Origin of the sequence: Hymenobacter metallicola, assembly GCF_004745645.1 — a bacterium.
GTDB classification, from domain to species: Bacteria; Bacteroidota; Bacteroidia; order Cytophagales; family Hymenobacteraceae; genus Hymenobacter; species Hymenobacter metallicola.
In genome coordinates, this window is the sequence record NZ_SRMB01000002.1 from 371,876 (window position 1) to 385,229 (window position 13,354).

Sequence of the window (13,354 nt, forward strand, 5' to 3'; positions counted from 1 at the left end):
ACAGAATAGGCGCCTTTAAAAACAGGACAAGTAGGTGTGGTGTGCCCGAATCGGGCACGGTAGGAAAGACTTGCCTTTGCATGGCGCTTGGAATAAGCGGATGCAGGCATAGCCCAAGATGATGCTAGGATAGGATAAGTGCAACTAACCCAGCATCAGAGCTGCTGTACGAGAAAGGGCCCATCGGGCTTCACGCTCAGGTGACAAGACAGTCGAGCGGCACCATGCAGGACTAGAAAGCCAACGTAGGTTTTTGCATGCAGTGAAGATTAAAAGTGGGAATTTCGGGGGCGCGGCAGTAGAGGTTAAGCCGGAAAAGGGGAACTTGCGTATCGGGCGAGGGCAAGCTGCAGCCGTTCTTGGCACTGTCTACGGGCCGAATATAGAAACATTTGCTTACAATGCGTAAATTCTACGCAATAATCTTTCGCTTATGAATACCCGTGAGGAGGTTCTGGATTTTGTGCACCACGGCGCAGAACGGTTTTTGCCCCATCTTTCCATCGATTGCGCCATTTTCGGTTACCACGACCACGACCTCAAAACCCTGCTGATTCGCCACCACGGGCAGGAAAACTGGAGCTTGCCCGGGGGCTACATCGGGCGCCACGAAACCCTGACGGAAGCGGCCCACCGCATTCTGGCCGAAAAAACCCAGCTCACGGGCTTGTTCCTGCAGCAGTTCTACACCTTCGGCGACAGCGCCACCCGTATGAACCGCATCAAAACCGAGCAGACCCACAACACGACCTACTCCAAAGTAGGCGTCACGCTCAGCCCCGACCACTGGCTGTCGGAGCGCACCCTCTCGATTGGGTATTACGCCCTGGTCGACTACCTGCAGGTGGTCGTGACCCCGGAGTTTCTGGTGGATGACTACTGCTGGCTGAACGTGGCTGACATTCCCCGGGAGTTGGTATACGACCACAACGAGATTATCCAGAAAGCCTTGCTAACCCTGCGGGCCCATATTTTCCAGCAGCCCATCGGCTACAACTTGCTGCCGGACAAATTCACCCTGCCCGAAATTCACTCCCTCTACGAAACCATCCTGTGCAAGCAGATTGACCGGCGCAATTTCCGCAAGAAGCTGCTCACCCTGGGGTTGATCCGGCAGCTCGACGAGCAGAGGAAGATCGGGCCGCACCGCTCCCCTTTCCTATATGAGTTTGACCTGGACAACTACAGCCGGGCGTTGGAGGACGGCTCTATCCTGTCGTTTTAGGCCGAGTTCTGATGCTTGATAGTATAAAAAAAGCCCGGCTCACGGCCGGGCTTTTTATTTCGCACTACTTCGCACAGGCTACTTGGCTTTGCGGAATATGTAGCGCGTCATGAACAGGCCGCTGCCCTGCAGCGAGTAAGTCAGGGGAACGGAAGTAACCAGCTCCCAGCCGTCCTCGGAAATCTGCTGCATGTAGGAGTGGATGGTTTCTTCGTTTTTGCGCAGATTACCCATGTTCAAGCCGGTCAGGCTGAAGAGGTTTTCCATAGGCGCCTCTTTGGCTCCCTTGAATTCGGGAGTAAACGAAACTTTGGAGCGGCCCATGCCACCAGCAATTACTGACTCAATAGTCGTCATCTGCAGGTAGGTGTATTTGCCAGCCTGGGCCGCGGCCCGGTGGGGCAGCAAGGGCAGGATGAGCAAAGTGAGCAGAAGCACTAAACGGGTAAAAGAAGACTGCATACGGTACTGAATGAAGGGGTTGAATAAGTGAACGAGGCAAAATAGGAGTTTGCGCGCAACAATACACGCCCCCAAACCCGACACTAACAACTTACTTTCCGGCCGGCAGTATAAGCACCCTTTCTACCCTGCTGCCTACGAAACCGACGCCGTTGCATCTGCCGGCCTGGCACCCCGTTTCCGGCCTCCTGCCGCGCCGCCTAACACCTTCCCAACCCTATAAAAAACCGACCCTAACGTCCTTCGCAGGCAATTAGGGTCGGTTGCTTCAGCCTTGTTCCAGGCGTTAGTCGCGCTTCGTTTTTAGCAGCTGCCGTAGCTGAGCCAGCTCGTCGCGGAACTTGGCGGCTTGCAGGAAGTCCAGGTCTTTGGCGGCGGCTTCCATCTGCTTTTCCGTCTGCTTGATGAGCTTCTCCAAATCAGGGCGGGCCATCATGGCAATAACGGGCTCGGCGGCCAGGGCCAGCGTGTCGGTTTCCGGCCCCACGTAGGGTGCGGGCTCGATGCGGCGCTTGTCCGAGAGCGAAGTCTGCCCGATAATCTCGTCGTGCGACTTTTTCACCGTGCGCGGCGTGATGCCATGCTCTTCGTTGTAAGCCATCTGCACGGCCCGACGGCGGTTCGTCTCGTCGATGGCGCGCTGCATAGAGCCCGTCATCCGGTCGGCGTACATAATTACTTTGCCGTGGTCGTTCCGGGCGGCCCGGCCCATGGTCTGAATCAGGCTGCGCTGGTCGCGCAGGAAACCTTCCTTATCGGCATCCAGAATACACACTAGGCTCACTTCCGGTAAGTCGAGGCCTTCGCGCAGCAGGTTTACCCCGATCAGTACGTCGATAACGCCCAGGCGCAGCTGCCGCAGGATTTCGACCCGGTCCAGGCTTTTCACATCCGAGTGCACGTACTGCGACTTGATGCCCAGGCGCTCCATGTACTTCTGCAACTCCTCGGCCATGCGCTTGGTGAGCGTGGTCACCAGCACCCGGTCGCCCATTTTCACGCGGTTATCGACCTCATCGAGCAGGTCGTCAATCTGGTTCACGCTGGGCCGCACGTCGATTTCGGGGTCGAGCAGGCCGGTGGGGCGAATAATCTGCTCCACGACCACGCCGTTGGCCTGCGCCAGCTCGTAGTCGGAAGGCGTGGCCGATACGTAGATGGCCTGCCGGTACATACTTTCAAACTCGTTGAAGGTCAGCGGACGGTTGTCCATGGCCGAGGGCAGGCGGAAGCCATACTCCACCAGCGCCGTTTTGCGGCTTCGGTCGCCGCCCCACATGGCCCGCACCTGCGGAATGGTGGCGTGGCTCTCGTCGATAACCAGCAGGTAGTCGTCGGGGAAGTAGTCGAGCAGGCAGAAGGGGCGCGAGCCCGGCTGCCGACCGTCGAAGTAGCGCGAATAGTTTTCGATGCCCGAGCAGTAGCCCAGTTCCCGAATCATCTCCAGGTCGAACTCGGTGCGCTCCATAATACGCTTGGCCTCCGAGTCGCGCCCCTCCTTCTCGAAGTAGGCGTGCTGCTGCACCATGTCGAACTGAATTTCCTGGATAGCTTGGTTCAAAGTGTCTTTGCCGGTCACGAACAGGTTGGCCGGATACAGCGTCATGCTATCCTCGTCGCTCAGTTTTTTGCCACTGACCGGGTCAATTTTCTGAATGGCTTCGATTTCGTCGCCGAAGAAGTAGATGCGGTAGGCGAAGTCGGCATAGGCCGGAAACAGGTCTACCGTGTCGCCCTTCACCCGGAACGTGCCGCGGGTAAACTCCACCTCCGTGCGCGAATACAGGATCTGCACAAACTGGTACAGCAGATTGTTGCGCGAGTATTTCAGGCCCGGGGCCAGGTAAATGACGTTTTTGCCGAATTCCTCGGGGTTGCCAATGCCGTAGATACAGGACACGGACGCCACCACAATGACATCGCGGCGGCCCGAGAGCAGCGTGGAGGTGCAGTGCAGGCGCAGCTTCTCGATTTCCTCGTTGATGGCCAGGTCCTTTTCAATGAAGACATCGGTGCTGGCAATGTAGGCCTCGGGCTGGTAGTAGTCGTAGTAGCTGATGTAATACTCGACGGCATTGTTCGGGAAAAACGACTTGAACTCGCCGTAGAGCTGGGCAGCCAGGGTTTTGTTGTGGCAAAGCACCAGGGTGGGCTTGCCCGTTTGGGCCACCACATTGGCTACGGTAAAGGTTTTACCGGTGCCGGTGGCCCCCAGCAGCACCTGGGCCGGCTCCCCACTTTCCACCCCCGATACAAGTTGGGCAATGGCTTTGGGCTGGTCGCCGGTGGGTTTGAATTCGGAAGTTAGTTGGTAGTCCATTCAGGCAAAAATGTGGCAGCTAAGACAGCCTAGGATAACTCTGTTGCGGCAAGGTAGGTTTCTTCGGAAACAGAAAAACCTGCCCGAAGCAAATCGAACAGGTTTTTCTGCAGTAACGGGCACTATAAATTCAGCGCGAGTCGCGCCACAGCTGGCAGCCATTGGTAGCCTGGGTCGTGAAGTTGGGGCACTTCCCGTCGCCCTTGCCCGAGAGGCCGCCGCTGGGGGCTCCCACATACACTAGCTGATGGTCACGTATATCATACACTTTCACATAATCATCGGGCCGGAAGGACTTCACCAGAAACACCGTGCGGCCTTCCCAGGTGTAGCGCCATACTTCCCCGGCGGGGTTGGCTTTGGGCGTGCGCAGTAGCTCATCAATCAGCGGCTGGGCCCGGGCATCCTTACAGGCTTGGGCAGCCGGGCTGTCGGGCTGAGCAGCGGGGGCTACCGGATCCTGTTGGCATTGCACCATGCCCAGGCAACCCCACACACCAAGAAGAAAGAGTAGACTTTTCATTGCATAGTGTCTGTCTATGAGTGAATAAAGGACAAGGCTTAGTGGATGACACTGGCTGCTTTGCCACCAAACTCCACGCTGGCTTCCATACCCACCGCGTAGGGCCGGGCCTGGGCAGAAGACTGGCTGGTATTCGCGTTCAGCGTCGTCAGGCCAGCTTCGGCGGTTGGCCCCAGAGCGACGCTCCACTGCGCCGCCGCCGGCTTGTAGCGCAGTCCCGCGCCGCCATTCACGGAGCTTTGCACCTTGCGGTAAGGCGAGCCAACTGAGCCCAGCGAATACGTGGTAGTTGCTTCCGGTACGCCCACTAGCTCCGAGCGGCTGTTGAACAGCACATTGACTGCAGCCCCTACTTTAGCGTAGAGCGACCACCCATTCTTGGCCGAGCCGTAGCGCACGCTCACCGGAATACCGGCCGTGCGGTAGCGGTACTGCGTGGTGCGCAGCTGCGTAGGCCGCGGAGGGGGCAGCGCATTGTACTTGTCGGCGGTCAGGGCATACTCCTGGGCGGGCAGTTTCCCATCCAGGAAGTTGAAAGAGGTCTGGGAAGTGGCCTGCTGTTCGGCGGCCTGCACCCCGGCATTCATGGTCCAGTGCTTGGTAGCGGCGTAGCTGATCGTAAGCGCCACCCGCTGGGCAAAGCCCGGGCGCAGATTTTGCCGGTATTCGGCGGCAGCCTGCTCGTAGGTAGCATTCGCGCGCAGGTAGCTGTTGGGGCTGGTGGCAACCCCATTGGGTGCGCTAGCGGCAACTCCCTGGGCCGAGGCAAAGCTCATGTTCGGATTGTAGGCTCCGGCCCCATACGACCCCATTAGGCGCCAGCGCTTGGGCCGGGTTGCTCTCATCTCCGGCTTGTTTTCTTCATGGGCAGGCACAACCTGGGCGAAAGCAGCGGGCAGCGTAGTGGGCAAACTGGCCTTGGCCGTGTCGGGCTGGGCTGAGCGCAGCACACCCGGCAACCCGACTGAACTGCTATTCGATGCGGCGCGACTGTTCAGCGCGGCGTACCACGCTGCCGAGGTTGTGGTTCCGGCGGTTGAGGTCGAGGAGGCAGTGCGCCCAGTACCGACCACCCGGTCGAAGAAGGTCCCTATTGGCTCAGCTAGTGCGGGCTCGGCTGGCAACGCTACACGAAAACGACTTGCAGCAAGCTCCGGATTAGCTTCCCCCTGACGGCCAAGCGCACGGGCCTGGGCCGCAGACTCAGCCCGGGCAAGCACGTCGACGGGATACTCCGCACCGACCGTGGCTAGCATGGGGTTCGCATCGGCGGAGCCGGTGGCAGCCAGGTCACTGTTGCCACCCGGTTGGTCGGGAACCGGGGCCCCGGAGGCCAACCGGGAGCCAGCCGTTTGCCCAGCACCCGATGATGCTCCCGTAGCGGCTTGGTGTGTGGCAGGTAGCGTACGGGTGGCCAAGTCAGCCGAAACGGGGGCGGAACCAGTGGGCCGTAGCGTAAACCAGCCGCCGGCTCCCAAAAACAGCAGGATACAGGCCGCGGCCACCCAGCGGTGCCAGACCAGCCGGCGGCGGAAGGTTTCGTTTTGCTGCACCAGCAGCTCGTGGTCAATCTGTTCCCACAGGTGCATCCGGGGGGCTACCTCAGCCTCGCCCAGCTTCTGCCGAAACAGCTGCTCTAAGTCGCCGGTAGGCTCCGGGGTAGGCGTGTAGTTATTTGCGGTAGGTACCATTGGGACGATGCGCGTCGAGGCGCTCTAATTTGGTCTTCAAAATTGCCCGGGCGCGGGCATACTGTGATTTGCTGGTGCCTTCGGAAATGCCCATCAGCTCCCCGATTTCCTTGTGCCCGTACCCTTCGATGGCAAACAGGTTGAATACCATTCGGTAGCGGGGCGCCAGCTCCTGCACCATGGCCAGCATTTCCTCAAAAGCATAGTTGGACAAGGTAAATTCCTCGCCCGCTAGTTCCTCGGGGTATTCCCCTTCGCTCACGGCGACCAGTGGCGCGTTGCGGCGGTGCTGGCGCAGGGCGGCATTCACCATGATGCGGCGGATCCAGAATTCGAGGGGGCACTCCCGGCGAAAATTGCGCAGGTTGTTGAATACGGTTATAAAGCCTTCCTGCAGAACATCTTCCGCCTCGAAAGTGGTTTGGGCGTAGCGCAGACACACCGCCATCATCTTGCCGGCAAACCGGTCGTAGAGCTGTTTCTGCATAGCCCGACTGCCTGCCAGACAGCCATCGATAATCTCGGCCTCAGTCATAGAGGATGGCGGGGTGAGGTGGCGCACGGGGGCCGGCGCGGCGGCTGGCTTAGCGGCGGAAGCGGCATCCGGAAGCAGGCTGCGGAGCCCGCTCACGGAACTCAAGGCAGCAGATAAGGCTCCCATCAGCAAAGGTGGCCGGCCGGGCCCAGGATAAGCGCCGACCCACGCCCTACTTGCGGCGGCCGGGAAAAGGAAGTAACCACTACTAGCATAATGAGCCGATAGAAACTGAACGTGACACTCGCTAAAGTTGGGGTGTTGTAGTAGGAAGAGGCCGGTTTCTTTTCGGCGGTTGCATAAGGCGGGTAAAAATCCCCGGCAATTTTGTAAACGACTGTTTTTCAACCTAGTATTTACGCCTCAAATATAAATTTCTTTCGCGTGGGCTTGTCGTCGGCCGACGGCCCAGGAAACAAAGCAAGCCCGGAGCCGTAGCTTTTCCATTGTTCTACTCACACCCCACATCCATGAAGACCCTTGTTCTGTTCTATTCCACGTATGGTCATATCTATAAAATGGCGGAGGCCATAGCGGAAGGGGCTCGTCAGGTGGCCGGCAACGAAGTTGTTATCAAACGGGTACCCGAAACGCTGCCACCGGCCCTGCTCGACCAAATCGGGGCTACCCAAGCGCAGAAAGCTTTCGAGCACATCCCGGTAGCAACGCCCAATGAGCTGGTGGAGTACGACAACATCATTTTCGGCACACCCACGCGCTATGGCAACCTGTGCGGCCAGATGCAGGCCTTCATGGACAGCACCGGCGGCCTGTGGGCGAAAGGCGCTTTGGTGGGGAAAGTAGGCTCCGTTTTCGTGAGCACCGCCACCCAGCACGGCGGCCAGGAAACCACCATCCGCTCATTCCACACCGAACTGCTTCACCACGGCTTTGTCATTGTGGGGTTGCCCTACGCTTGGCAAGGACAGATGGGGCACGAAGAAGTAACCGGCGGCACACCCTACGGTGCCAGCACGGTAGCCGGGGGCCAAGGCGAGCGGCAGCCTAGTGCCAACGAACTGGAAGGCGCCCGATTCCAGGGCCAGCACACTTCCGAAATTGCCCGCAAACTGGTTGCATAGCCAGATAATGCTACATTAGCCGAATACTTTCTGCACACCGACCTGCAATTCCGGCAGCCACTTCCCCAGAGGTGGCTGCTTTTTTATGTACTGCCCTGGCTCCTGCCCGCCCGGGGCTTGATATAAGTAATCCGGTAGGTTATCCTTCTTATAGGCCCATTGGTAGAATAAGTTGGCCTATCCTATTCCTACTGAGTAGGTTTGTGCCAGCTGAATGGCTATTACTCCGCGAGCCTCACATTTTTTATAGGTACCCTGTAATAGCGGCGCCCGTCCGACGATTCATACTACACTGAATTTGCTGCCGGCAAGCTCCGCTATGCAACCTGGTTCCTCGGATAGTCGACTCTGAGGCATCTGCAAGCATCCTACTTATTTGATTCCAGTGTGACCGGTGCACTACCGATTTCTTGCCCCTCCTTCCTACGCATATGAAGCCTTATTTACCCCTCCTAGTAACCAGCCTGTTAACGGCTCCGGCCTGGGCTCAGACCACTCCAACGCCCCCCGCTAGTCAGCCGGCACCTGGTGCGCCTACCGCGCCGAAGCCCTTAGCGCTGCCCACCGCCCCTAAAGGCACTGGCCGGGTAACGGGCACGGTGCTGGATGCCACCAGCAAAAAGCCCGTGGAGTTTGCCACAATTGCCTTGTTGCCGCTGACGGGCTCTACCCCTATCGACGGGGGCGTGTGCGACGACAAGGGCCGGTTCACCTTGCGAAACCTGGCTCCGGGGGCCTACCGCGTCCAGATTAGCTTTATCGGCTACGCCGCGCGCACTGAAGATGTCACCGTGACGGACGGCACTACCGATCTTGGCACGCTGGTTTTAACGTCGACAGCCCAAAAGCTGGGCGAGGTAACCGTAACCGGCGAGCGGGACGTGGTGGAAACCAAACCCGACCGGATTGTTTACAACGCCGACCGGGACCTGACCAACACCGGGGGCACGGCCGCCGACGTGCTCCGCAAAGTGCCGCTGGTGAACGTCGATCCGGATGGCAATGTGGAGCTGCGCGGTACGAGCAATGTGCGCGTGCTCATCAATAACAAACCCTCGGGGATTGTAGCGTCCTCCGTGGCCGATGCCATGAAGCAGATTCCGGCCGACCAGATCAAGAGCGTAGAAGTTATTACGACGCCCTCGGCCAAGTACGACGCCGAAGGCACGGGCGGTATCATCAACATTACGCTGAAGAAGAATAACCTGGAAGGTCTGAACGGAAGCGTAGGGCTGGCGGCCGGTACGCGGAGCTCCAACGGCAACGCTTCGCTAAACTACCGCAAGGGCAAAGTGGGCCTGAGCAGCTCGCTCAGCGGGTTTGGTTTCTACAGCCCCAACCGCAACGACCTGACCCGTTACCTGAAGGATGACCGCGGAGTGGAGAGTTTGGCCCTGGAGCAGCAAGGGGACGGCAATACCCTGGGCGGCGGGGGCTTTGCCCGCTTTGGTTTCGACTACGACCCGGCCAAGTACCATAACCTGACGCTGAGCCTGCAGGGCAACCTGTTCCGCAACAGCGGCGAATACGACCAGCTCAACAACATCCTGCTGCCCGCGGCAACGGCAGAGCAGTTTACGCGGGCTACCGACCGGAAATTCCGGACCCAGAGCTACGATATGAGCGGCTCGTACACCCGCACCTTCGAGCAGAAGCGCCGCGAGTGGAGCGTGCTGGCTCAGCACACCCGCAACCGCAACGTGCAGGCCTACAACCTGGACCAGTTCGATGGTCGTTTCACTTCTCCGGCCAGCCTGGAGTACCGGGAGGAAAGCAACAACCTGGCCCGCAACCTCGAAACCACGCTGCAGACTGACTACGCGCATCCGTTTTCAGAAACGGCTCTGCTCGAAACCGGCGCCAAGGCCATCCTGCGCCGCGTAAGCAGCGACTACGACGTCTATACCGGTCTACCCGTTGCTTACGACCTCAACCGCTCCAACCTGTTCAATTACAACCAGGATGTAGTATCGGGCTACGGCACTTACGGATTTTCGGCTTCGAAAAAGCTGAGCTTCAAGCTCGGAGCCCGGGTGGAGAATACCCGCATCAGCGGCAATTTCCAGCAGCAGGCCGACCAGAACTCGTCCGTGTCGCAGGACTACACCAACCTGCTGCCCAACCTGAGCCTGAGCTACCAGCCGCAGAATCCGAAAAAACCGGGGCAGACCGTACGCGTGGCCTACTCCCGCCGCATTCAGCGCCCCCAGATCTTCTACCTGAACCCCTTCGTCAACACCTCTGACCCGCAAAACATCAGCTACGGCAACCCCGAGCTGGAGCCGGAGCTGACCGACAGCTACGAGGTCAACTACACGACCTTTATCAAGGGCTCGGTGCTGAACATTTCGACCTACGCCCGCCGCACGGGCAATGCTATTGAAAGCTTCCGATTTGTAGATGAGGAGGGCGTCAACAACCAAACGTTCCGCAACATCGGCCGCAACGCCACCTACGGCATCAGCCTGTTTGGCTCGGTAAAGCCCGTTGCCAAATGGGACGTGAGCGGCAACGTGAACGTGTACTACGTGTCGCTGAAAAGTCCTTCCCTAGGTCTGAACAACGACGGGGTGATGTACAACCTGAACCTGAACTCCAGCTACAAGTTCGAGAAAGGCATCAGCCTGCAATTCTTCGGCGGGCTGAACTCCCCCCGGGTGCAGCTGCAGGGCCGGCAGGCTGCCTGGACGTTCTACTCGGTGGGCTTGCGCAAAAACCTGCTCAAGGATAAAGCCGACCTGACCCTGAATGCCGACAACTTCCTGAGCGCCACGCGCAACCTGAACTCGGTGCTCGACACCCGCGACTTCCGGCAGGAAAGCAACAACTATATTTATTTGCGCGGGGTGCGGCTGGCCTTCAATTACCGCTTCGGCAAAGTATCGGCCCAGCCCCAGCGCCGCCGCAAAGGCATCCAGAACGACGACGCCAAACAAGGAGAAGGTGGCCAGGGCCAGGGGCAGCAGTAATTTTTCAGTGTACTGATACTTGCTCCTGATGTCCTTGCGAGGCGCAAGGCCGAAGCACTCCGGCCTCTGAAATGCGTGGAGCTTGCTTACGTAAAAAGCCCTGCCGTCTGCTCAGACGGTAGGGCTTTTTGGTAAAAGGATATTGGTCACTAGCGGAAGACGGATTGCCTCACACAGCGCACCATAACACCGGTGTAGAGCATCCTCCGCGTTACCTTCGGTTCCAGATATTCCAGGACTCTTCGGCTTGCAGGCAGAGCATTTCGAAGCCGTTCTTGGTTTGCGCACCTTGCTCGGCACCTTTGGCCATAAACAGCGTTTCGCTTGGGTTGTAAATCAGGTCGTAGAGGTAGTGCTGGGCAGTCAGCTCCTGGTACGGAATAGGCGGGCACTCCTCCATGTTGGGAAAAGTACCCAGCGGGGTAGTGTTGATAATCAGGGAGTGGGCCGCAATAATGGAGGGCGTCAGGTCCTGGTACGTCAGGCCGTTGCCCATCGGGTTGCGCGACACCAGCCAGTAGCGAATTCCCAATTCGCGCAAGGCCGCTTCCACCGCTTTCGACGAGCCTCCGGTGCCCAGCACCAGTGCCCCGGCCGCTTCCCCGCGCACCGGATAAAACCGCTTTAACGAGTCGCGGAAGCCGATATAGTCGGTGTTGTGGCCGATGCGCCTGTTGTCGGCCGTGAATTCAATGACGTTGACGGCTCCGATGCGGGCCGCGGAAGGCGCTACTTCGTCCAGATAAGGCCAGACCTGCTCTTTAAAGGGAATCGTAACGTTGAGCCCCTGCAAATCGGGGGTGCGCTCTACCAGGGCCGCCAATTCCTTGACACTCGGTAACTCAAACAGGCTGTAGCGGCAGTCGTCGAGCCCCAGGGCTTCGAATTTCTGGGTGAAATACGTCTGGGAAAAAGAGTGCTCGAGTTTTAACCCGATGAGTCCGAACTGCCGCATGAGTGGAATGAAAAATGGCGTCTCGAAAAAACAAAAAAAACCACCCCAAGCTACAAAGCTTAAGGCGGTTTTTAGAAAATAAATCCAACTGACCAGCTTAGGCAGCAGCGGAGCTACCCCGGAGCTTTTCCTTCAGGAACTGAATGGCGGGCGGCAGGATCGAGAACAGAATGATGCCGTAAATCACGTAGGTGAAGTTGTGCTGTACCCACGGAATATTGCCCAGGAAAAAGCCCGCCAGGGTCAGCGAAATCACCCACAGCAGGGCCCCGGCAATGCTATAGCCAATGAAGTAGCTGTACTTCATGGTGCCCACGCCGGCCACGAAGGGCGCAAATGTGCGCACGATGGGAATAAAGCGGGCCATGATAATGGTTTTGCCCCCATGCTTGGCGTAAAAGTCCTGGGTTTGCTCCAGGTACTTGCGCTTCAGGAAGCGGAAATCCTCCCGGAACACCCGCGGCCCCAGATAATCACCCACAAAGTAGTTGAGGTTGTCGCCCAGGAAAGCAGCGGCAATCAGCAGGGGAATCAGGTAGAAAATATTCAGCAGGGTGTCGGGCGAGCCGGCCGCTACGGGCTGGGCTGCCAGCGTACCGGCCACAAACAGCAGCGAGTCGCCGGGCAGGAAGGGCAGCACCACCACTCCGGTTTCGGTGAAGACAATCAGAAACAGAATCAGGTAAATCAGGTTGCCATACTCACCTACAAGCAGCTTTAAGTGCACGTCAAGGTGCAGGATGATGTCGAGGAAATGCTTAATCAGCTCCATGAAGGGAAGTAAGTGAGTAAAGTGACTGAGGTGTAACCAGCAAATATCCCACAAAGAAAACAGGCTGCCGGGAAAGTGGCAGCCTGTCAGGGTAATTTGCACCGATTTATTCCCCGGGTCAAGACGGGGTTTTCCAAGTTAGTACGCGTAGAGGAAGCTCTTACTTGCCGACCACGGCCCGAATAATATCATCTTTTACTTCCACGGTATAACGGGCATCGTGGGCCTGAATAAACTCCGTCAGGGCGGCCACGGTGGGATAGTCGCCTTGGCCCACAAAGCAGCGGGCATCGTCGATGAGCAGCACGTGGGCGTAGCGGGTACCCTGGGCAAAAATGGCTTCGAGCTCTTCGTAAATCGGGCATTCCTTGCTGCCCTGGGCCGTGTCGCCGGCCGAGTAGTGCCCATCGAGCCAGAAAATAGCCGACGCGTTGAGCGTCCGCATAATGCGGGGCAGCACCGCCCCACTGTCGCCCTGGTAGATGGTCACGTGGGGCGACTTGCGGAACCGGTAGCAGGCTTTCTCATACAGCTCCTGGCTGAGTTCGACGGAGATGATACGGGCAAAATTCCGCAGGTGGGCTTCTACCATGTCGCCCCGAAACGTACCGGTTTCCACCAAGACCGGGCAGTTGAAACGCCGCCGGTATTCTTCAATAACCGTCTGCTTGACCTGATGAGGCGGGGGCAACGGGCGGCCGTCCTGCTCCCAGTTGCGCACAATCACGTCGCGCAGGTACCGGTTCATCAACGATTTGGCCAGGTTGCGGGTCTGCTCTGGCAGGGCGGGGCGGGCGACTGTGTGCATGCGCGAAGAAGT

At 58.4% G+C, this 13,354-nt stretch carries 11 protein-coding genes; 3 read left to right on the forward strand and 8 right to left on the reverse strand.

The features are described 5' to 3' along the window. Nucleotides 1-433 precede the first annotated feature (433 nt). On the forward strand, nucleotides 434-1,225 hold the full coding sequence (locus tag E5K02_RS12445; protein WP_135395106.1) for an NUDIX hydrolase: 792 nt from the start codon (nucleotides 434-436) through the stop codon (nucleotides 1,223-1,225). Nucleotides 1,226-1,303: 78 nt separating this feature from the next. On the opposite strand, the gene E5K02_RS12450 is transcribed toward E5K02_RS12445, so the two are convergent. The 5 genes from E5K02_RS12450 to E5K02_RS12470 all read right to left on the reverse strand — a co-directional run bounded on the left by E5K02_RS12450 (nucleotide 1,304) and on the right by E5K02_RS12470 (nucleotide 6,882). After that, nucleotides 1,304-1,687, reverse strand: coding sequence for a hypothetical protein (locus tag E5K02_RS12450; RefSeq protein WP_135395107.1), 384 nt, complete (start codon nucleotides 1,685-1,687; stop codon nucleotides 1,304-1,306). Between the two features lie 286 nt (nucleotides 1,688-1,973). After that, nucleotides 1,974-4,007 carry an excinuclease ABC subunit UvrB gene (gene uvrB / locus E5K02_RS12455; protein ID WP_135395108.1) on the reverse strand — a complete coding sequence of 678 codons (2,034 nt, stop codon included), beginning with the start codon at nucleotides 4,005-4,007 and terminating at the stop codon, nucleotides 1,974-1,976. Between the two features lie 130 nt (nucleotides 4,008-4,137). Then, the gene (locus tag E5K02_RS12460; protein ID WP_135395109.1) at nucleotides 4,138-4,530 is read right to left on the reverse strand and encodes a DUF6970 domain-containing protein; all 393 of its coding nucleotides are present in this window, start codon (nucleotides 4,528-4,530) and stop codon (nucleotides 4,138-4,140) included. A gap of 38 nt (nucleotides 4,531-4,568) precedes the next feature. Beyond that, on the reverse strand, nucleotides 4,569-6,221 hold the full coding sequence (locus E5K02_RS12465; RefSeq protein WP_135395110.1) for an outer membrane beta-barrel protein: 1,653 nt from the start codon (nucleotides 6,219-6,221) through the stop codon (nucleotides 4,569-4,571). Next, nucleotides 6,202-6,882, reverse strand: coding sequence for an RNA polymerase sigma factor (locus tag E5K02_RS12470; protein WP_135395111.1), 681 nt, complete (start codon nucleotides 6,880-6,882; stop codon nucleotides 6,202-6,204). The genes E5K02_RS12465 and E5K02_RS12470 overlap by 20 nt, the downstream gene beginning before the upstream one ends. 344 nt (nucleotides 6,883-7,226) lie before the next feature. Here E5K02_RS12470 and wrbA point away from each other — a divergent pair, with 344 nt between their 5' ends. Both wrbA and E5K02_RS12480 read left to right on the forward strand, forming a co-directional pair. Beyond that, nucleotides 7,227-7,838: an NAD(P)H:quinone oxidoreductase gene (wrbA, locus tag E5K02_RS12475; RefSeq protein WP_135395112.1), complete on the forward strand. Its 612-nt coding sequence runs from the start codon at nucleotides 7,227-7,229 to the stop codon at nucleotides 7,836-7,838. 431 nt (nucleotides 7,839-8,269) lie between these two features. Then, entirely contained in the window at nucleotides 8,270-10,807 is a 2,538-nt protein-coding gene (locus E5K02_RS12480) for a TonB-dependent receptor domain-containing protein (protein WP_135395113.1), read from the forward strand. Nucleotides 10,808-11,018: 211 nt separating this feature from the next. On the opposite strand, the gene E5K02_RS12485 is transcribed toward E5K02_RS12480, so the two are convergent. From E5K02_RS12485 to E5K02_RS12495, 3 genes are all read right to left on the reverse strand, one after another. Then, a complete protein-coding gene (locus E5K02_RS12485; protein WP_135395114.1) occupies nucleotides 11,019-11,762 on the reverse strand; it encodes a shikimate dehydrogenase family protein in 744 nt (247 codons plus the stop codon). A gap of 97 nt (nucleotides 11,763-11,859) precedes the next feature. Next, entirely contained in the window at nucleotides 11,860-12,534 is a 675-nt protein-coding gene (locus E5K02_RS12490; protein WP_135395115.1) for a DedA family protein, read from the reverse strand. A 160-nt stretch (nucleotides 12,535-12,694) separates the two neighbouring features. Continuing rightward, nucleotides 12,695-13,342 carry a hypothetical protein gene (locus E5K02_RS12495; protein ID WP_135395116.1) on the reverse strand — a complete coding sequence of 216 codons (648 nt, stop codon included), beginning with the start codon at nucleotides 13,340-13,342 and terminating at the stop codon, nucleotides 12,695-12,697. Nucleotides 13,343-13,354: the final 12 nt, after the last annotated feature.